The sequence below is a fragment of the Exiguobacterium sp. SL-10 genome (genome assembly GCF_004337025.1).
Taxonomy (GTDB): Bacteria; Bacillota; Bacilli; order Exiguobacteriales; family Exiguobacteriaceae; genus Exiguobacterium.
Map to the genome: position 1 here is coordinate 90,416 of NZ_SJUP01000005.1, position 20,906 is coordinate 111,321.

At 52.1% G+C, this 20,906-nt stretch carries 18 protein-coding genes; 7 read left to right on the forward strand and 11 right to left on the reverse strand.

Annotated elements, in window-relative coordinates:
* Window positions 1-82 precede the first annotated feature (82 nt).
* Window positions 83-607, forward strand: coding sequence for a hypothetical protein (locus EVJ33_RS07540; protein ID WP_131435928.1), 525 nt, complete (start codon window positions 83-85; stop codon window positions 605-607).
* Between the two features lie 246 nt (window positions 608-853).
* On the opposite strand, the gene cydC is transcribed toward EVJ33_RS07540, so the two are convergent.
* The 8 genes from cydC to arcA all read right to left on the reverse strand — a co-directional run bounded on the left by cydC (window position 854) and on the right by arcA (window position 12,537).
* Window positions 854-2,569, reverse strand: coding sequence for a thiol reductant ABC exporter subunit CydC (gene cydC, locus EVJ33_RS07545; protein ID WP_131435930.1), 1,716 nt, complete (start codon window positions 2,567-2,569; stop codon window positions 854-856).
* Window positions 2,566-4,290 carry a thiol reductant ABC exporter subunit CydD gene (gene cydD, locus EVJ33_RS07550; protein ID WP_131435932.1) on the reverse strand — a complete coding sequence of 575 codons (1,725 nt, stop codon included), beginning with the start codon at window positions 4,288-4,290 and terminating at the stop codon, window positions 2,566-2,568. The genes cydC and cydD overlap by 4 nt, the downstream gene beginning before the upstream one ends.
* Window positions 4,291-4,417: 127 nt before the next feature.
* Window positions 4,418-5,104, reverse strand: coding sequence for a Crp/Fnr family transcriptional regulator (locus tag EVJ33_RS07555; RefSeq protein ID WP_131435934.1), 687 nt, complete (start codon window positions 5,102-5,104; stop codon window positions 4,418-4,420).
* A gap of 127 nt (window positions 5,105-5,231) precedes the next feature.
* On the reverse strand, window positions 5,232-7,574 hold the full coding sequence (locus tag EVJ33_RS07560) for a glycoside hydrolase family 31 protein (protein ID WP_131435936.1): 2,343 nt from the start codon (window positions 7,572-7,574) through the stop codon (window positions 5,232-5,234).
* A gap of 180 nt (window positions 7,575-7,754) precedes the next feature.
* The gene (gene arcC, locus EVJ33_RS07565) at window positions 7,755-8,717 is read right to left on the reverse strand and encodes a carbamate kinase (RefSeq protein ID WP_131435938.1); all 963 of its coding nucleotides are present in this window, start codon (window positions 8,715-8,717) and stop codon (window positions 7,755-7,757) included.
* Between the two features lie 15 nt (window positions 8,718-8,732).
* Window positions 8,733-10,208, reverse strand: coding sequence for an arginine-ornithine antiporter (arcD, locus tag EVJ33_RS07570; RefSeq protein ID WP_131435940.1), 1,476 nt, complete (start codon window positions 10,206-10,208; stop codon window positions 8,733-8,735).
* Window positions 10,209-10,262: 54 nt separating this feature from the next.
* The gene (gene argF, locus EVJ33_RS07575; RefSeq protein WP_131435942.1) at window positions 10,263-11,291 is read right to left on the reverse strand and encodes an ornithine carbamoyltransferase; all 1,029 of its coding nucleotides are present in this window, start codon (window positions 11,289-11,291) and stop codon (window positions 10,263-10,265) included.
* 16 nt (window positions 11,292-11,307) lie between these two features.
* The gene (gene arcA, locus EVJ33_RS07580; protein ID WP_131436174.1) at window positions 11,308-12,537 is read right to left on the reverse strand and encodes an arginine deiminase; all 1,230 of its coding nucleotides are present in this window, start codon (window positions 12,535-12,537) and stop codon (window positions 11,308-11,310) included.
* A 342-nt stretch (window positions 12,538-12,879) separates the two neighbouring features.
* Here arcA and mgtE point away from each other — a divergent pair, with 342 nt between their 5' ends.
* Entirely contained in the window at window positions 12,880-14,238 is a 1,359-nt protein-coding gene (mgtE, locus tag EVJ33_RS07585) for a magnesium transporter (protein ID WP_131435943.1), read from the forward strand.
* Window positions 14,239-14,375: 137 nt separating this feature from the next.
* Complete coding sequence (locus EVJ33_RS07590) at window positions 14,376-16,163, forward strand: solute:sodium symporter family transporter (protein ID WP_483297304.1); 1,788 nt, start codon at window positions 14,376-14,378, stop codon at window positions 16,161-16,163.
* 37 nt (window positions 16,164-16,200) lie between these two features.
* Here the strand turns inward: EVJ33_RS07590 and EVJ33_RS07595 are convergent, their stop codons facing one another.
* Window positions 16,201-17,103 (reverse strand): GGDEF domain-containing protein, encoded by a 903-nt coding sequence (locus tag EVJ33_RS07595; protein ID WP_131435946.1) that lies wholly within the window; start codon window positions 17,101-17,103, stop codon window positions 16,201-16,203.
* 322 nt (window positions 17,104-17,425) lie between these two features.
* On the opposite strand from EVJ33_RS07595, the gene EVJ33_RS07600 reads away from it, so the two are divergent.
* From EVJ33_RS07600 to EVJ33_RS07610, 3 genes are all read left to right on the forward strand, one after another.
* Window positions 17,426-17,812: a GNAT family N-acetyltransferase gene (locus EVJ33_RS07600; RefSeq protein ID WP_131435948.1), complete on the forward strand. Its 387-nt coding sequence runs from the start codon at window positions 17,426-17,428 to the stop codon at window positions 17,810-17,812.
* 11 nt (window positions 17,813-17,823) lie between these two features.
* Window positions 17,824-18,528, forward strand: a complete 705-nt coding sequence (locus tag EVJ33_RS07605; RefSeq protein ID WP_131435949.1) for an SDR family NAD(P)-dependent oxidoreductase — start codon at window positions 17,824-17,826, stop codon at window positions 18,526-18,528.
* An 88-nt stretch (window positions 18,529-18,616) separates the two neighbouring features.
* Entirely contained in the window at window positions 18,617-18,823 is a 207-nt protein-coding gene (locus tag EVJ33_RS07610) for a hypothetical protein (RefSeq protein WP_131435951.1), read from the forward strand.
* A gap of 19 nt (window positions 18,824-18,842) precedes the next feature.
* Here the strand turns inward: EVJ33_RS07610 and EVJ33_RS07615 are convergent, their stop codons facing one another.
* Window positions 18,843-19,274: a hypothetical protein gene (locus EVJ33_RS07615; protein ID WP_034779522.1), complete on the reverse strand. Its 432-nt coding sequence runs from the start codon at window positions 19,272-19,274 to the stop codon at window positions 18,843-18,845.
* A 145-nt stretch (window positions 19,275-19,419) separates the two neighbouring features.
* Here EVJ33_RS07615 and EVJ33_RS07620 point away from each other — a divergent pair, with 145 nt between their 5' ends.
* Window positions 19,420-20,415, forward strand: a complete 996-nt coding sequence (locus tag EVJ33_RS07620) for an MDR family oxidoreductase (RefSeq protein ID WP_131435953.1) — start codon at window positions 19,420-19,422, stop codon at window positions 20,413-20,415.
* A gap of 58 nt (window positions 20,416-20,473) precedes the next feature.
* On the opposite strand, the gene EVJ33_RS07625 is transcribed toward EVJ33_RS07620, so the two are convergent.
* Window positions 20,474-20,818: a YflT domain-containing protein gene (locus EVJ33_RS07625; protein ID WP_131435955.1), complete on the reverse strand. Its 345-nt coding sequence runs from the start codon at window positions 20,816-20,818 to the stop codon at window positions 20,474-20,476.
* Between the last annotated feature and the right edge of the window lie 88 nt (window positions 20,819-20,906).

Here is a 20,906-nt window from a genome sequence, read left to right on the forward strand (position 1 = left end):
ATCGGTACACTAGGCTAGACTTTGATTCGATGATGTTTACAGTTGATCATAGATTTGGACAGACAAAGGGGAAACTCATTTCATGACAGTATTGTTATCACTATTCGGTTTGATGTTTGTGGGATCGTTCATCCTCGACTATCAACGTGGCAAGACGTTCCGGCAGTCGCTCTTCGGGGGAGTTGGCACGATCAAACGGAACTTGTTTATCTTTTTACGCACGTCCCTCTCGATGATGATTTTGATCGGTCCGCTTCTCCTCATTTCCATGTTCGCTTTCTCAGAGCTCGTATCGTTTGAGACGGTCGCGGCGTTCATGATTTCTGTGCTCAGCATCGGTTTCGCGGAGCGCATCATCGGGATGATCGTCGCACCGCTCGTCCGGACGTTCTGGCATCAACGTGGCAAATTGATGCCGCTCTATCTCGATGCCGGGCTCTATATCTTCTTGCTGTCGATTCTCATCCTCGAGTTCTTGATGAATATTCCAGGAGTTGAACTCGGCGCATCAGCCATCGCTGTATTTTATGCGTTCGCGCTCTTCTATACGCGTTACTTGTTCAGCTTGCTCCGCTTCACGCTTCGAAAAGGCGTACCGTCAAGCTGACGACCAACCACAACCCGAACCGGTTGTGGTTTTTTTCTACAATTTACTAATTGACAATGAGAATCGTTATCACTTATACTCTAGTTGTAGCTCCCAAAGCTTGACGTAAACGTTCCCCAAACCATTACGTCACGTGGATTCCCCTCCACGACACTCTTTTTGAAAGCAATGCGACAACCCCCATTTGTTGCACCCAAATTTGCCATCCAAAAAACGAGCGGCTCTCCGACGGAGCCGCTCGTTTTTTCATGCGAAGATATCTTGTTCGATTTGTTTCAACCCATAAAATACACCGCGTGCCTGCATCAGTTCATCATACGATCCGGTCTCGACGATGCGTCCGCCTTCCATGACGATGATGTGATCGAAACGTTCGAGTCCGGTCAGACGGTGACTGACCATGACGAGCGTCGCTTCATCGGCTTGACGGAAAATTTCTTCGAACACGTCGGCCTCGGTCCGCGCATCGAGCGCCGATGTCGCTTCGTCAAGAATCCAAAGCAAGCCATTCTTCAACAAGGCGCGAGCGATAGCAAGACGTTGCCGTTCCCCGCCCGACAAGTTCGCCCCTTTCTCAAGGACCGGTTCGTCGAGCGAGAAACCGAGACGAACACTCGCGAGTGCTGCCTCCATCTCGTTGTCCGAGAAGTCCCCGGCGAGCGCCAAGTTTTCTCGCACCGTACCGAAGAAGAAATGGTTCTCTTGCAGCACGACACTCGCATGTCGCCAGACGGACGCTTGCGTGACATCGTCGACGCGATGGCCGCCGAGCCTCACCTCACCCGAATCCGGTCTGACAAAAGCGAGCAACAGTTGCAACAGTGTCGATTTACCAGAACCACTTGGTCCGACGATGACAGTCTTCGAGCCGCTGCGTAATGTCACATCGACGTCGCTCAGCACGTCGCGGAACGTATCCGGGTAGCGATAGCTCACCCGTTCAAACGATACGTCAGGAGCTGTCTCGAGCACCACGTCGGTACGGGACGATTCGGCCACGACGATCGCTTCACTTGGCTCGATCACTTCAAACAGACGATCGGCCGCTTGTTTGCTGTCGGCAAAGTGGCCTGGGAACACCGCCATCGGTGTCGCGTTCTCAAACGCGGTGAGCGACATCATGATGAGCATGGCCAAAAATAGGCCATTCAACTCGCCGTCGACGACGAGATAAGCCCCGATGGCCAAAACGCCCCACGAGACGAGTAATGATGCCGCTACGACGAGCGAGGAGTTGAAGAACTGGTTCGTCACATCTCGTTTCTGGGCCTCAGCGTAACGGTCGCTCTGTTCAAGCAACTCGCCGCGAGTCCGTCCGAGTTGATGATGAAGCAATAAATCGCGATACCCGTACATCATCTCCGTCATCCCGCTTGAGAGGTCGCCCCGCAAAGTACGAAGTTCCCGGTCATGTTTGGCACGCACACGGGCGAAGAAGGCCGGAATCAAGAAACCGGTCACGAAGACACCGAATAAGATCCAGACACTGACCCAGACCGAAAAGTACGTGACGAAGAAAATCGTGCTCAAGAAGACGAGCACCAAAATGATTGGCGGGTAAAAGACCCGTAAAAAATAGTTCTGTAAACTCTCGACATCACCGACAACGCGGGCGAGCAAATCTCCGCTGCGATACTTGGCAAAGATACTCGGCACGAGCGGTTCGAGCTGACGGTAAAACCGGACCCGCAACTCGCTCAAAATCGTGAATGTCGCTCGGTGCGAGGCCAATCGCTCTTGATAACGTGCACTCGCTCGAACCACACCGAACAGCTTAATCAGAACGACAGGTACCATAAGTGCATAGAGCGGCGGAACGAGCCCCGCCCGAGAGACGAGGTAGCCGCTCGCCGCGAACAAGGCGACAGCCGCGATCCCGGCCACGTAACCAAAGAAGATGGAGAGGACGATATCCTTCTTCTCTCGCATCATCCATTTCGTGATCGTCCAAAGGGAATTCATCCTCTCACTCCTTTCTGTAGCGTGAACAAGTCAGCGTATTGCGGAACGCTGAGCAAGTCGTTATGCGTGCCTTGGGCGATGAGACGTCCTTCGTCCATGAACCAAATCGCATCGGCTTGTTTGATTGTATGCAGGCGATGCGCGACCGTGACGAGCGTCGCGTCGCGCGACAACTCATCGATCGAGCGGCGAACGATTTGTTCGGTCACCAAATCAAGACCTGTCGTCGGTTCATCGAACAAAATGATTCCTGGACGTTTTAAGAAGGCACGGGCTAGGGCGAGCCGTTGCCGTTCGCCTCCGGACAAGCCGTAACCCCCTTCACCGAGCTCGGTATGAATACCGTTCGGCAACTGGTCGATGACATCGGTCAATCCGGCCGCTGTCGCCGCTTTGAAGATGCTTGCCTCGTCCGCCGTCTCACCGAGGGCGATATTATCGGCGACGGTACCGGCGAACAAATAAGGGTTTTGCGAGATATAGCCGATTGTGTCATACCATGACGAATCGGTGTACGTCTCGAGTGGATCTCCGTCCACGAGGACACGTCCGCTGTCAGGTTTGACAAGCCCGGACAACACGTTCAAGACGGTCGTCTTGCCGGACCCGCTCGCCCCGACGAGTGCCACGTGAGCACCGGCAGGAATCACACCGCTTAATGGATACAGCGTGAAACGTCCACCTTCATAAGCGAACGATGCTTCGGCAAGCTCGAGTTCGGGCGTCCGACTCATCAACGTCCGGTCGCCCCACCGTAGTCGCTCATCCGGTGCGTCGAGCGCTTCGAAAATACGATCGGCCGCTCCCATGCTGCCTCGTCCAGTATGGAACGCACCACCGAGGTCTTTAATGGCCAAATAGTATTCCGGGGCCAAGACAAGAATCAAAAAGCCGGAGAAGAACGTCAAGTTCTCCCAGACGACCATTTGTAGCGCCACTTCGAGTGCGACGACGCCCGTGCTGAGCATCGAGATGAACTCGAGCATGAGCCCTGACAAGAACGCCGTCTTCAAGACGACCATCGTCGCGTCACGAAAATCGAGACTGCTCTTCTCGATGGCTTCCGCCTCACGTTCAGTCCGACCGTATAGTTTCAACGTCGTCAGTCCTTGCAAGACGTCCAAAAACTTGCCAGAGAACTGATTCATTTTCTCCATCTGTTCTTCCGACTTCTTCTGCGTCGCAATCCCGATGATGATAAAAAAGATTGGAATGAACGGTGCCGTCACCATCATGATGACGCCCGAGATCCAATGTTGACTGAAGACGACAATAAGAATGAGCAATGGGATAATCGACGTTTGAATGACTTGCGGCCAATATTGGCTGAAGTAGGCATCGACCTCATCGACCGCGTCCATGAAGACGCTGACTTTCTTACCCGACTGACCGGATAATGACGTCTCGATCGGATTCGATGTATAACGGTCGAGCAACTGCAACCGCAGTGACCGTTTCGCCTTCTCCGATAGACTTGCTCCGATCCGTCCTGACATATATCCGAACAAGGCGCGGGTGACAAGCGCGAAGATGAGCCAACCGAGCGTCGGGACGATGCTTTCAAACGATGCATTCTTCAAAAAGACTTGATCGACAATGTCGACAATTAAATACGCTTGCGCCAAAATCGATAAGCCAATCATCACTGCCGCGATGACGAGTCCGACGATATGGCGTTTTTCTGCTAAAGCGAGAGCTTGCAGTCGTTTCACTGCGTTCATCCTTTCTATCAATAAGGAAACTTTTCTTTGTGAGGATTCTCACTAATTATAACTGATGCGCTCTTTCAAGGCGAACGCTTCGCTTAGACACATATGCAAAAGACGCCACGTCCGACACGAGGCGCCATCAAGTCGATTGTTCGAAATATTCGGGATGTCCAATCATCAATTCACGCGCGTCGAATTGAAGCACGTCTTCTTTTCGCAAGCGTGATAAGATGTTCGACACCGTCTCTCGCGATGTGCCCGACAAACGTGAGATTTCGATTGTCGTGAACGGACAACGGACACGCACGCCCTCTGCTTCCGGTTCCCCGAGGTCTTCAATCAAGTAATGGATCGTGTTGAGCACCCGGTCGGTCGCACTCGGCGTGATGATGTCCTGCACCCGTCGTTCGTGCAAATCGAGAATCCGATTCATCTGCCCGACGATATGGAGCAGCATCGATGCGTTCCGAGAGACGAGTTGTTCGAATCGGTCCGTCGGCATATAGATGACCTCGATATCGGTCAACGCCTCCGCCGAATGTTGATAGTACGGTTCCGTCAGCAAACCTCGATACGGAAACAGTTGCTTCGGTTTCAAGTAGTCCGTATATTGATGGGTCGCCGTCTCATTGCTACGTTCAATCTTCACGTAACCGCTAATCAAAAAGTAGATACGTTCTCGGGGATCGCCTTCCATAAATAACAGCTGTCCTTTTCGGTACGTCCGACAATAGACATGGGGCAACAGCACCTCGAGCTCACGCGTGGCACATTTGGCGAACACATCGAGTTGTCGCAAATCGTCTACCGTCCATTTTGGTTTCATGTCGAACCCTCCAATCGATCTTCCCTCTCCTTTTAGTATAGTTGGTTTTAACTTGAAAACGCTTACAAAAACCGACGATTTTCTGACAAAAAAAGAGGGGACAAACCCCCTCCCCACAGCAAGTTATTCAATCGAGCATCAATTCCATGATCGCGTCTTGCAAGTCGCGGTCGAGTTCAAGCGCATGCAAGTCGAACAGCCATGCCTCGAGCCGTGTCTTCGCGGCCGCCGTTCGATATAACCGATCTTTTAAATCATAGGACATTTCGGCACGATCCAAGAAACGATACAAACGATTGAGCCGATGGTCGTTCGTCGTCAGTTCGACCGGGAGCGACACTGTCATCTCCTCATCAATTGAACCGACTTCGAGACGAAGTGTCTGTGTCTCCCGACTATACTCGCCGGAACCGGTCACGCCTCGGAGAAGCAACGTGACGGTACGGTCAGACGGCAAGACGGTACGGTCACCCGTGACGTGGATGTGGAGCTTCCGTTCCTCCCAATCGAGCGTGAACGTCGTCTCAGCGTAAGCACCCGCCTCATAGTCACGATCCGTCCCATTGTCTTCATAAAGCGTGAACGTGTTCGATGCCCCTGGGAAGACGAGTATTTCTAATTCACTCGGGTTATCCGTATCGTTACGTCCCGAATAATGCCGCGCCATCGGGATGATGGCCCCAGCTTTCGCGAACACCGCCTGCTCATCGAGTCCCCGGAACACTCGAATCGACTTCTCGCCCGCATAGCGATGACCGGTAAAGAAGTCGAACCAGTCACCTTTCGGCAACCAGACATTCGTGGCCGCGACGTGGAGCTGTTGGTTCATCGGCTCGACGATCGGCGAAACGATGAGCTCACTGCCGAAGTAATATTCGTTCGGCACTTCATACGCCGCGTCCTCGTCCGGATGTTCGTAGTACATCGGTAAGATGAGCGGCAAGGCATCCGCATGGTTTCGCCAATTCATCGTATAAATGTACGGGATCAATTGATGACGCAGTCGCAAGAACGTCTTCATCGATCGCTCCGCCTCGAGACCGAAGCGCCACGGTTCCTTCCCGTTGAACGTGCTCAACGTCGAGTGTAGCCGCATGATCGGACTGAACACACCGAACGCGACCCAGCGTGCGGCAAGCTCGTCGTCTTTCGAGCCTCGGTAATGGCCACCGATATCGTGGCTCCACCAACCGTAACCGATATTGGCTGCCGTCGCCGTGAAATACGGCTGGAATGCGAGCGATGCCCATGAAATCAACGTATCTCCGGAGAATCCGACCGGATAGCGGTGACTACCGGGTCCCGAGTACCGGGAGAAGATGAGCGGTCGATTGCCATCCCGGGCGATATCGGTGGCGTGATAGTGGTTCAGCATCCAGAGCGGGTCGAGTCCTTCCATTTTCGATGTCGACCCTTGTTGCCAGTCGATCCACCAAAAGTCGACACCGTCGTCTTCATGAGGGTGGTGCATCTGTTCGAAGTAGGCTTGTATGAATCGTTTGTCGGAAAAGTCGAACGGGATGCGGTCGCCGTGGGACGGGTCAAGTCCCATCGCCTCGGCCATCGCCGCATATTGATCTTCGAACGCACGCACGCCGTCTGCCGGGTGCAGGTTCAACGTGACGAGTAGTCCTTCTTGTTTAAGCCACGTCAAGAAACCTTTTGGGTCTGGGAACAAATTCTTGTTCCAAGAGTAGCCCGTCCACCCACTCCCATACTCTTCCGGGACGTCGGTGACGTGCCAGTCCATATCGATGACACTGACCGAGAACGGGATGTCCTCTGTCTTAAACCGACGCATGAGTTCTTTATATTCCGTCTCATCATAGCGCCAATAGCGGCTCCACCAATTGCCGAGCGCTTTCCGCGGTAAGAGCGGCGTCGGACCCGTCAGTTGGTAGAAGTCACGGAGTGCGCGCTTATATTCATGTCCATATCCAAAGTAGTACAAGTCATGGATGTGTTTACGACGCGGTTCGACGAAACGGTCTTCCGTCATGATGAACGAATCAGAGTCATCAATGACGGCATATCCTTGTTTCGAGGCGATTCCCTCACCGAGTTCCGTCGCCCCATCGACGTGGTCGAGCGTTCGCGCCGTCCCTTTCAACGTCCGCTCCGGCCCGTTGAACGTATAGCGGCTATAATACGTACTGAAATTCCCTTTCACATCGACATACAACGTGTTCGGTGCGAACGGCCCTTTCGTATAGTACAGATGGACGTGCTCCGTGATGATTTGTAGCTCCGTCTCGTCCTCGATCACGCGAAACGCTGGAACTTCGAACGCCCGGTTAAAGACGACTTGGGTCGGCCGGTCTTCAAACACCCCATCCTCCGCGTATTCCATCCGAATCAACTGGCTCGTCAGCACCGTGAAGCGATAACAGCTCCCTTGGACGATCGCCCGATCATCTGCCTGCGGTTTCATTTGCTTCGTATAGACGTTCTCCTCTTCAAATAGACGCATAAGCTCGAGCGTTGCCGCTCTTCGTCACTTCCTTTCCACATGTGCAAACGTTTACACAAACGATGATAGCAATGTCTGAATCGACATACAACATTCCTTCCCCATGTAGCCGAATCAAAAACGACGAGATGTCGATTCACGAAAAAAAGCCACAGACAAATGCGTCTGCAGCTTTATGTTTTATTGTTGGAGTGTCGCAGCGAGTCGGACACGCGTCCCGACATCGCCCCGCACCGCCGCTAGCGCTTGCTCGAGTGACGTGATGACGGCGACCCGGTCGTGTCCCGACTCTGCGAATTGAAGGGCGGCCCGTACTTTCGGCAGCATACTGCCTGGCGCGAACTGCCCTTCGGCGATATACACCTCGAGCTGTTCTTTCGTCGTCTCCTCGAGCGCTCGCGCCGACGGCGTCCCGAAATCGACGAACACGTGGTCGACGGCCGTCAAAATGAGGAGCATGTCCGCTTCGACGAGTTCCGCAAGCTTCGCGGCAGCGAAGTCTTTATCGATGACCGCCTCGACCCCAATATAACCGTCCGGTGTATCGATGACGGGAATCCCACCGCCACCAGAGGCGACGACGATGTGTTCATGGGCGACGAGGTCACGGATGACTTTATGTTCGAGAATCGCGATCGGATACGGGCTCGGGACGACGCGACGATAGCCGCGACCGGCATCTTCTTTGAAGACATAACCAGTCGTCCGTTCAATTTGTCGAGCCTCTTCCTCATCGTAGAACGGACCGATCGGTTTCGTCGGGTGGCTGAAAGCACTATCGTTCGGGTCGACGACCGACCGTGTGACGATCGGGGCAATCGAACGTTCCAAGCCACGGACTCTTAGCGCCTTGGCAAGGGCGTTTTCGAACCAATACCCGATCATTCCTTGCGTCATCGCACCGCAGACGTCGAGCGGCAAAGCCGGAGTCGCCGGACTGTCTGATGCGGCTTGTTGTAACATCAAGTTCCCGACTTGCGGACCGTTCCCATGGGTGATGATGACGTCGACCCCCTCGGCAATCAAGGCAGCCAGCGATTCCGCTGTCGCCTCGACGGCTCGAATTTGAGCCTCGGCCGTCGCATCTTTCCCTTGTTGAATCGCATTTCCACCTAGTGCGATGACTACTCGTTTATTCCGCATATTGGTTTCCCCCGATCAAAAGACTGAGATATTTCCTGAGACGATGCGTACGACAGCTAAGATCGCGAGCACCGTCAAGATACCGGCCACAATCCATTCCGTCTTCGTCAACGTCTTGATGCCGTTCTCACGCTGTGCCTTGATGTAGAGCAACGTTCCCGGTGCGTATAGTAACGTCGTGAGGAGAAGGTAGTCGATTCCAGCCGCATAGATGAGCCAAATTCCGTAAATCGAGGCGACGGCACCGATGATGAGGTCACGCGTCCGGCGCTCACTGGCATTATAGCCGATGCCATTTTTGGCCACCTTGACTTGATAGAAGGCCGAGAAGACGTACGGAATCAAAATCGCACTCGAAGCGAGCGAGAATGCGAAGTTATATGCCGCATCCGAGAAGAGGAACGTGAAGAGGAATAGCTGGATCAACCCGTTGGTAAGCCATAGTGCATTGGCCGGCGCATTGTTTTTATTCTCTTTCGTGAACCATTTCGGGAACACGCCGTCCTTTCCGGCCACAAATGGGATCTCCGCAGCGAGCAGTGTCCAGCCGAGCCAGGCCCCGAGAACAGAGATGACGAGACCGCCATTGATGAGCATCGCGCCCCACGGCCCGACCGCTGACTCAAGCAAGTACGCCATCGCCGGTTGTGAGGCGTTCGCCACGTTTTCCGGATTCATAAGACCGAGTGACATGACCGAGATGAGCAGATAGATAACAAGTGTGCCGAGCAACCCGATGACCGTTGCTTTCCCGACGTCCGAACGCTTGCGAGCCCGTCCGGACAAGACGACCGCTCCTTCGACCCCGATGAACACCCATAACGTGACGAGCATCGTCGAGACGACCTGGTCTCTCACACTACTCCAAGAGAAGCCGCCCTGACCCCAGAAGTCGAACGTGAAATTGTCGAGGTTGAAGAAGAATAACGTGATTGTGATGAAGGCAAAAATCGGTACGAGTTTAGCGATTGTCGTGATGATATTGATCATCGACGCTTCGTGGATACCTCGTAAAATCAACGAATGCACGAGCCATAACATAATCGAGGCACCAATGATCGAAGCGATGTTTTGACCGCCTTCAAAGATTGGGAAGAAATAGCCGACCGAACTGAACAAGAGCGTCGCATAAGCGACGTTGCCAAGCCAAGCAGAGAGCCAGTAGCCCCACGCCGAGTTGAACCCGACAAACTGACCGAAGCCGGCCCGGGCGTAACTGTACACCCCACCATCGAGATCCGGACGACGCATCGTCAAATTTTGAAAACTGAGGCCGAGGGCGATAATCCCGATCCCGGTGATGACCCACCCGATCAAAATCGCTCCCGCGTTCGCACCTTGGGCCAAGTCGGCCGCCAAGTTGAAGGCGCCGCCCCCGATCATTGAACCGACGACGAGTGCCGTCAGCGCTCCGAGCCCTAAACGTCGATCTTTCTTCTCTGGTTGTACGCCAGCCGTTCCACTTGAGTCATGCGCTATTTTCGTAGACATTGAACTCATCCCTTTCGTTTAGTACGAACCGGAGGGGAGGCCCCCTCCCGTCCGTCAGCGTTCAAGCCATTCGTTTGTATCGGTGAGCGTCGCGGCCATCACCGCTTTGATCGTGTGCATCCGGTTCTCGGCTTCGTCAAAGACGAAGGAATGGCGGCTCCGGAACACTTCGTCCGTGACTTCCATCTCGGTCAATCCGTACTCCGCATGGATCGCCCGGCCGACTTCAGTCTCCAAGTCGTGGAAGGCCGGCAGACAGTGAAGGAACATGACGTCCGGATTGTTCGTCTTCGTGAGCATGTCCATGTTGACTTGATACGGGTGAAGCAGCTTGATGCGCTCGGCGAACTCGGCCTCTTCGCCCATCGATACCCAGACGTCGGTGTAAATCACGTCGGCGTCGGCGACCGCTTCATCGATGCTTTCGGTCAGTGTGATTGTCGCCCCGGTCTCGGCTGCGACCGAGCGGGCGAAATCGACGATCTCATCCGATGGCCAAAGCGATTTCGGCGCACAGATACGCATATCCATCCCAACTTTGGCCCCACCAATGAGAAGCGTGTTGCCCATATTGTTGCGTCCGTCGCCGACGTAGACGAAGCGGATGCCAGAAAGCTCACCTTTTTGCTCTTTGACGGTCAAGAAGTCAGCCAAGATTTGCGTCGGGTGATACAAATCTGTCAAACCGTTCCATACCGGGACGCCGGCGTCTTTGGCCAGTCCCTCGACCGTCTCGTGGGCGAAGCCGCGGAATTGGATGCCGTCAAACATACGCCCGAGCACGATTGCCGTGTCGCGCACCGATTCTTTTTTGCCGAACTGAATATCCGATTTCCCGAGGTATTCCGGATGCATGCCTAGATCGATGGCCGCCACGGTGAACGCACAACGCGTCCGCGTCGATGGTTTCTCAAACAACAGGGCCACATTCTTCCCTTCACAGATGCGATGCGGGACGCCTTGTTTCTTTTGACGCTTGAAGGCGGCCGATAAATCGATCAAATAGTTCAACTCGTCTCCTGAAAAATCGTTCAATGATAGAAAATGACGGCCTTTCAAATCAAAGTTGTACGTTGTAGACATGCTCGTTTCCTCCTCGTTAAATGTCGTTGCGGATAATCGGACAGCTCATACAGCGTGGACCCCCACGGCCACGCGACAGTTCACTCGACATGATTTCGATCACTTCGACGCCTTCAGAGCGAAGCAGCTCGTTCGAGACGTAGTTGCGATCGTATGTGACGACGACCCCTGGCGCGATGGCGAGTGTATTCGATCCGTCGTTCCATTGCTCGCGGGCCGCTGCGATCGGGTCCCCGCCCCCACATGGGATTAAGACGATCTCATCGAGACCGAGTGCGGTTTTCAACACGTTCAACAGGTCGGTGTGTTGGGTGATGTGAAGTTCACCTTCTGTGTTCAACGTTAATTCAAAAATGTTCATCTTCCCTCCCGGGCCTTGAATGAACGGATGGATGGTGAACTTGTCATGATCGACCATCGTGAAGACCGTATCGAGGTGCATGAAGGCGCGTGACTTCGGAATCTCGATGGCGATGACTTTTTTGAACGTGCCGCCGTTTTTCAACAAGTTGAGGGCAACCCGCTCAATCCCTTGCGCCGTCGTCCGTTCGGAAATCCCGATGGCGACGACTTCTTTCGAGAGGACGAGCTCATCCCCACCTTCCATCGCGAAGCGGTAGTCTCGGTCCGACCAGATGGGAATGTCATGTTTCGCAAACCGTGGGTGATAGCGCATAATATATTGCGTGAACAACGATTCGCGCCGACGGGCCGGCTCTTTCATTCGGTTAATCGATAACCCATTCCCAATGGCCGCCGCCGGGTCACGAGTGAAATATAAGTTCGGCATCGGATCGAGATAGAACGGGTACGTGTCTTCGATCATCTCGTGCAAGTGACGCCGTTTTTCCGGCTTGATCTCGGATTTCCGAATCCCGGCCATGACGGTTTCAATCAATTTTTCATTGTCATAGGCGAGCAAATATTCTTTCAGTGTCTCGTACGAGCCGTTTATATTCGATTTCGACTCCGATAAGATATCGGCGACAAAACGTTCGCGCACTCCTGGTAGCGACAACGTCTCCGCCATCAAATTTTCTAGATAGAGCACTTCCACTCCACGATTTTGGAGCACGCTCGCAAAGTAGTCATGTTCTTTTTGAATGACCGGAAGATGAGGAATGTCGTCAAATAAGAGCCGTTCCAAATATTCCGGGGTCAAATTTTCCAATTCGCGCCCGGGGCGTTTTAATAGTACCGTCCTAAGTTCACCAATTTCTGAATACACGTGGATCGGATGTTTCAGCGTTGTATCCCGTGCGGTTTGTTGATCCGTCATCGATATCATCTCGCTTCCTCCTTGTGATTCGGGTGTGTTTCTACCCTTACATTATCAACTTACCCAATTCCGAGGTGGGCAAGTCCGACGTTTGGCCTGTGGGGGATTCCACAGAAAAGTGTATAGACTGTGCGACACGGTGAATGAACACTCAAGAATGGAACGATCGGTTCTACGAAACCGGGCAGACGTAACGTATACCTTCCGTATAGATTGTGAAAAAATTCTATAACATTTTTTTGATTTTGTTTGAGCCCAACTGAAGTCGTGACATAATATAGACAAATGATATGAAAAGGAAGTGAGTCGATGGCAATCGAACGTACAGAACGCGCCCGTCATGAAGCCCAAGTGACAGCGCTCATCCAAAAAGGGGATCCGGTCGATTTCCGCGACATGTTCCTCACCCTCCATCCGGGTGAACAAGCCGACCTTTTCATCGAGCTCGAACAACCGGACCGCCAGTTCGTTTACGATGCGTTGTCCCCTGAGTCGTTCACCGATCTCTTTGAAAAACTTGAGCTCGATGAGCAAGAACAGTTCATTCAAGAAATGCCCCGTCCGTTCGCCGTGCGCGTGTTGAACGATATGTTCTCAGATAACGCTGCCGACTTGATGAACGAGCTCCCTGACGATTTCATGAACGAACTGTTCGAGTTGATGGACGAGACCGAGGCGACCGAGGTCAAAGATTTGATGCGCTATCCAGACGATACGGCCGGCGCGATCATGACGACCGAATTCATCGTGTTGAAAGCGGATAAGACTATCGGGGCGACGCTTGAAGATTTGCGCGAGCTCGGCCCCGAAGCCGAGACGATTTATTATCTATATGTCATCGATACAGATCGCCGGCTCGTCGGTGTCGTCTCGCTACGTGATTTAATCGTCTCCCCGCTCGATCTTCAAATCGCGGACATCATGGGCCGACGCGTCGTATCAGCCCACGTTCTCGCCGACCAGGAAGATTTGGCCCGAACCGTTCAAAAATATGACTTACTGGCCCTGCCTGTCATCGATAGCGAGGACCATCTACTCGGGATTATCACGGTCGACGACGTCATGGACGTCATCGAGCGGGAGACGACTGAGGACTTTGAGGAACTGTCGGCGACGAAAGGATCGTCTGACATCAACATGGGACCAGTCGAAGCGGCGATGAAGCGCGCGCCATGGATCATCAGTCTCATGTTCCTCGGGATGATCACCGCGTCGACGATCGGAGGCTTCGAGGATACGCTTGAAGCGATCGTCTTGCTCGCCGTCTTCATGCCGCTCGTCATGGGTTCGGCAGGAAACGCCGCCACCCAATCGCTCGTCGTCGCCGTCCGCTCGATTGCACTCGGGACGATCAATCGGAAGAACGTGTTGAAAATGATTCGCCGCGAATTCGGGACGGGCGTCTTGCTCGGCCTCGCCTGTATGGTCGTCATCTTCGGTGTCATCACCGTTTTATATGACAGTGCTTTGATTGGGATGATTGTCGGTCTATCAATCTTTGCGTCGCTCAGCGTGGCAACCATCGTCGGGACACTCGTCCCGCTTCTGATTAATCGATTGAAACTGGATCCAGCCGTCGCGTCGGGTCCGTTCATCACGACAGTCGTCGACAACCTCGGTTTGATTATTTATTTCACGGTCGCGACTTCGTTGCTTCGCTTTTTTTGACACCTGACATCTCAGGTGTCTTTTTTGTTGTGAGGTTTATTACAGTTCTTTTACAAAAGAGAAAACGGGAAATAATCATACTTCGTGAAGGGTAGTTATGAAAAGTACTTATAAATAAGAAGCAGTTGAGGGAGGGAATGTCGTTGACCATTCAACAAGTTGTTTACATATTAATCACTGGGGCCTTATTCATGGGGCTCGTCGCATACGTGTCGTATCGCATGACAAAAGGGAAAGTCGAGAGTGCTGACGATTATTTCTTGGCCGGACGTGGTCTTACTGGTCTGTTCATTGCCGGTTCACTCTTATTGACGAACTTGTCGGCCGAACAATTGATCGGCTTGAACGGACAATCGTTTGCCGGCAATATGTCCGCCATGGCGTGGGAAGTCACGGCTGGCATTGCCGCCATCATCATGGCCCTCTTCTTACTGCCACGTTTTCTCGGAATCGGTATTTCCACGATTCCCGAGTTTTTGAGCCAGCGGTATGACGAGGACGTCCGCCGTTTGACGGTCCTGTTGTTCTTGTTTGGCTATATGTGCGTCACGATCCCATCGATGCTCTATTCCGGCGGTTTAGCCGTCCTGCAACTGTTTGACGTACCAGCCCTGCTCGGGATCAGCTTCGAGCAATCACTCTGGATGGTCATTTGGTTCATCGGGATCATCGGTGCCGTGTATGCTATCTTCGGTGGACTCCGTGCCGTCGCCGTCTCTGACACATTGAACGGAATCGGATTGATTATCATCGGATTCCTCGTCCCGACGCTCGGCTTTATCGCGCTCGGTGACGGCAATCTTGTCGATGGGATGAAGACGATCGCGACCGAGAATCCAGAGAAACTGAACGCCATCGGGTCGTCAAACGACTCCGTCCCGTTCTTATCTATCTTCACCGGAATGATTTTTGCGAACTTATTTTATTGGGCGCTCAACCAGTACGTCATCCAACGGGCGCTCGGGGCGAAGAACTTGGCCGAGGGACAAAAAGGCGTGCTCTTCACCGGCTATTTGAAGCTGCTCGTCCCGATTTTCATGTTGCTTCCGGGGATTATCGCGTTCCATTTGTATGGCACGAACGTCGATAAGGCCGACCTCGCTTATCCGAGCTTGATTGCCGACTTGTTGCCGATGTGGCTCATGGGCTTTTTCCTCGCCGTCTTACTCGGTGCCGTGTTCAGCTCGTTCAACTCGCTATTGAATAGTATCGCTACCTTATTTGTACTCGATATTTACAAGCCGAAGTTTAAACCGGACGCATCAGACAAAGACTTGATTCGGGTCAGCAAATGGTTCGGCACGTTCGTCGCGCTCGTCTCGTTCTTCGTCGCCCCGAACTTGATGTATGCGCCGGACGGTCTTTGGGACTTGATTCGCCGTTTCACCGGCTTCTTCAACATCCCGATTCTTGTTATCGTTTTAATCGGGATGCTCGTGAAGCGCGTGCCACCGATTGCCGCGAAACTCGTCATCGGCTTCCACGTCGTCACGTATTACTTCCTCGTCTGGGGAACTGAGCAGTGGTTCGGCTTCGACCTCGGCATTAACTTCATTCATATTTATGGCATCTTGTTCGTCCTCGAGACGGCCATCATGCTCGTGTTCGCGAAAGTTCGTCCGATGCAACACATCAATCCGATTCACATCGACCTCGGTCGCGTCAAACCTTGGCGCCATGCCATCTCGACGTCAATCATTCTCGTCGCGTCGATGGTGTTCGTCTACTTCGTGTTCTCGCCGATTGGTCTCGCCTACGCAGATGGAATCGTGTCGAGCTGGTTCTGGCCGGCGACACTCGCTTTGGTCGCGACGACGAGCGGGCTCGTCTGGGCGTCTTACCGCTACTGGTTGCCGCGTTATGAGGCATACTTGAACAATCTCAATACGACCGAAACAGAGCTCGAAGAAAAATCGAGTAGTTGATTATCTATCGAAAAAGCACATTTCTCGCTGACATCCATCAGTGGGAAACGTGCTTTTTCGTTTTGTTTCGTTGTTTCTGTCGATACATATCGTGATCGGCTTCCTCATACACTTGAGAGAAATCCGTCAGCTGTTCATGCCATGCCGCTCCGACTGCGGCTGAAATTTGTTTCGTTTCAAGCTTTGATTTGATAGTCGTAGTGAAGGCAACAAATGCCTCCTCGTCTTGATTCTCGGCTAATATGACGAACTCATCGCCTCCGAGACGATACACACTTGTACTCAGTTCGAGCAACTCGAATGCCGTTTCTTGGAGCAACTTGTCACCGGCAGAATGTCCATGGTTGTCATTGATTCGTTTCAAATCGTTCAAGTCGATAACAATTAAACCTATACTGCCATTTGAAAGACAATGAACCGCTTCATTAAACGCTCGACGATTCAAGACGCTAGTCAAACTATCGTGACGACTCTCGTAAGCCAATGTTTCTCGCTCTGTCATGGCAGCATGCACGTTTCGAATCACTCCTTGCACCGCCACGATTTCATCATTCTCGTAAATCGGCGTCGTGTATTCCTCGAACCACAAATAGTGGCCATCGTTCGTTCTCCATCTTTGTAAAATCGCCTTTTCGTAATCGACTTTCCCTAAAACTTTATTGACGAGCAGTTCATAATCTTCCGGATGAACGCGACGAAAACAATCATACGGATCCTCATAATTGGTCGCTACTACTCCTTCTCCTAAATAGAAGTCCAAGGACGGACTAATGTAGCGAAAACGAAATACCGGCTTGACTTCAAAAATATAGATGACGTCCTTGAGTCGATTCCCGAAATGCGTAAACTCTTCATCCATTCCTTTTCGAGATTGACGAATTTTATGTATAGTCAGCATGAAAATCAGACCTAGTAACAAGCCAAATCCAAATTCAAGCATGTTTCTCCGCTCCTTGCTCTTAAACTATTTGTTTATCGTATCATGATGGGAGAATGTCACCTATTCACTTTCAATTATTTAGGTTAATGTTTAACGATAAGGTATATTTTTTTGAACAAGTACACATCTCTTGAGCGTCAATAACCAAGGCTGATATTACGGGAAGCGCGTATGAGTTTAACTTGAAAACGAAGACGTATTTACATGGCACATGATGGGTTACGACCCCGGCGTCGGAATGGATCTCGGTCGTCTGTTCGAACGAATCCGACGGGGCGTTCGACCTCATGACAGCCATTGAAATGAAAGTAGGTGAAGCTTGATGGTCATTCGTCCTTATGAAGAAGTCGATTTTGAACAGATTCAAGCGTTGAATGAAGCGGAAGGTTGGAGTCAACTCGTGCGGCAACATGAATTGACGAAACAGGCATGGCGGCAATCGAACGTCGCCTATGTCGTCGAGTCAGAAGGACATGTGATTGCCTACCTGCGGGGGTTGACCGACACGACCGTGAGCTTGTACGTGTGCGAACTGCTCATCGCTGCCTCGCACCGTCGCCTCGGGATTGGCAAGCGATTGCTGTCACACGCCCATGCGCTCTACCCTGAAACGCGTCTCGAGATGCTCGCGAGCGCCTCGTCACACACGTACTACGAAAAATTGAACTTCCGTCCTTTTTACGGTTATCGGAAGACGATTCACGAATAGGAGGAACACTCATGAAACTAGCCATTGTAACCGGTGCGTCGCGCGGCCTCGGCCGTGCCATCGCCGAAGAACTATTGAACCGGGATTATGAGGTCGTCAACTTTTCACGGACGCAGGCGACCGATGCCACGTTCCGCCACGTCGAGGTCGACTTATCGGATCCGACAAGTACTTTGGCCGCGCTCGAACATATGAAGCCGCTCATCGAGACGGCGACGTCGTTGCTCGTCGTCCAAAATGCGGCGTTGATTGAACCAATTCACCGGGCCGGTCAATTGGATGCTGCGCAGCTTATCGCCCACGTCCAAGCCAACCTGCTCGCCCCGATGCTCTTGACGAACGCAGTGCTCGCATACGACCTGCCCGTCTCACTCATCCATGTGACCTCTGGGGCCGCCAAGCGCCCCATTTCAGGGTGGAGTGCCTATTGTGCGACGAAAGCCGGTCTCGACCATTTCACGGAGACAGTCGCCCTTGAGTTAGACGGGACGGACGACAAAGTCGCCTTGTTCAATCCGGGCGTGATGGACACCGCGATGCAAGCAAGCATCCGGGCCTCGTCAGAAGACGCGTTCCGTGACGTCGAACAGTTACGTTCTTACGTGACGGAGGGCCGGTTGCGTACCCCGGAGACGGTCGCCCGCATCTTGGCGGAACACTTGCTAGACGAGCCGTTCGAGAATGGCAAGACGTATTCGGTGTATGACCTAGACTGATTTTTAACCTGGTATAAAATTCAGCCACCCTTTTTAGACTCAACCACCTACACTAGAGACAGATGAAATGAGAAAGGGTGGCTAAGTCATGAAGACGATTGCAGGAGGATTATTATTTTTCGGCTTGTTCAGTCTCGGATTGTCGTTCACGATGATTGGGGACACGGCGATTGTCGGAGCGATGGTGAGCGGTGTCGCGATCTTATGTAGCGTCGGACTTTGGTTCGGAGCGGCGGAAATGACACGTATCCGCACCTCATTCCTCGACAGCAAAAAAACGTCTTTCCCCGAATGAGGGAAAGACGTTTTTGGATTCATTGATTGTCTTCTTCTTCGTAATCATCATCCGCATATTCCTCGAAATCATACTCTTCGAAGTCAGCTTCATCGATAAAGATGTCGCGGTCATTGACGACGTGAATCGGACCGTTGGCCACATCGATTCGAATCGTCCATGCCCATGGAATGCGCAATCGGCTATAAACGCCTGTCCAGAATTCCATCGATTCTTGCTCGTATCGTTCGAACTCTGCCAGTAACTCTTTAAAGGTTACCCCTGACAACTGAAAGTTTGAGTCTTGGATTCGCTCGAGCGCATTATGTGTCGCCTCGAGTTCCGCCGCACGTACCATCTCTTCGGCCGTTGCCATCTCAAGAATGGTACCATCCGGTGGTAGAATGTCGTATACGTTAAACAATTCGCCTTCTTCTACTTCTTCATCAAACTCATAGTCGTCGTGCCGCATGCTTCATTCCTCCTCACTCTAGTTGAATCTCTTTCATTGTACCATTCCACACCCTGTTAGAACGAAACATTCGTGCATATATTTATTTATGAAGGGTAAAGTGATAGAGTAAAAAATTGCTAATCTAGAAAAGAGGTTCAATCCTATGAAAGATTCATTTCAAGCGCTCGTCCTCGACAAAAAAGATGACGGTCTCCACTCCACAGTGACAGATGTCAAACTCGACGCACTTCCAAAAGAAGAAGACGGTAACGTTCTCATCGAGGTTCATTATTCCGCACTCAATTACAAGGATGCCCTCGGTCTTACCGAGCCCGGAAAAATCGTTAATCAATACCCGTTCATTCCTGGATGTGAATTCGTCGGCAAAGTCGTCGAGTCCGATCACCTCGACTTCAAAACCGGCGACGAAGTCATCGCGACCGGCTTCGGCATCGGTGAACGACATTTCGGCGGTTTCAGTCAAGTTGCACAAGTTCCCGGAAATTGGCTTGTGAAACTGCCTAAAGGTATGAACATGCGAGACGCGATTGCAATCGGAACACCTGGACTGACAGCTATGCTATCAATCGATGCACTCGAGCACGCAGGCGTCCGTCCGGGTGAAGAAGTGCTCGTGACCGGGGCGACTGGCGGCGTAGGCAGTTTTTCGGTTATCTTACTTCGCAAACTCGGGTATCACGTCATTGCATCGACAGGAAAAACAGACTCCCCTTATTTGCATGAACTCGGGGCCGACACAGTCATTCCTCGACATGAGCTGGAAGGACCCATTCGCCCGCTAGCCAGACAACGCTTTGACGCGGCGATTGATTCAATTGGCGGGACCACCCTTGCGAATATTTTGAGTCAAATTCGTTATGAAGGAGCCGTGGCGGCTTGTGGACTTGTTGGCGGCTCCGATCTTCCAACAACTGTTTATCCGTTTATTTTACGAGGAGTCAAATTAATCGGAATCGACTCAGTCATGCAGCCAATCGAACGACGCCTGAAAGCCTGGGAGAGACTGGGTGAATTGCTCGATTCTAACGTGCTCGACCATATGATTCATGAAATCCCGCTTCACGACGTCCCTCGCCAAGCCGAGGCGATGATGCGAGGTGAACTCAGCGGTCGAACCGTCGTCCGCTTGCATAACTAACAAACAGGGCTGAATCGATCGATTCAGCCCTGTCTCTGTATTCTCCATGGTGGTGGAATTATAAAGTGAATCCGGCTGGTGCGTCTTTGACAACGACAATCACCTTGCCTTGGTCTAATTTTTTCTCGAGTTGGTCCGCTTCTGTCGATGAGAAGCCAAGTTGTTCAAACTGAGCCCGAAGCTCATCGCCTTTTTTACGGAACACATTTTTCACGGCCGTCCCCAGGCCGACATCTGATGCCGATACCGTATTCGCGTCGGCGTTATCGGCCACACGGTCGGTCCGATCATCATCATGGGTGATGACATAAATGTGCTTGTCCTCAATCCCTTTCGCTTTCATCGATTGAATGGCGGTCACGACTTCTTCATCATTTGTAAACTCTTTGTACAATACTGACATGTCTGTTCTCCTCCTTCGATAGCGTTACATGAGTAGTTATTACCTTCTTTTGCAAAATTTACACATTAAAAAACGATGACAACATTGT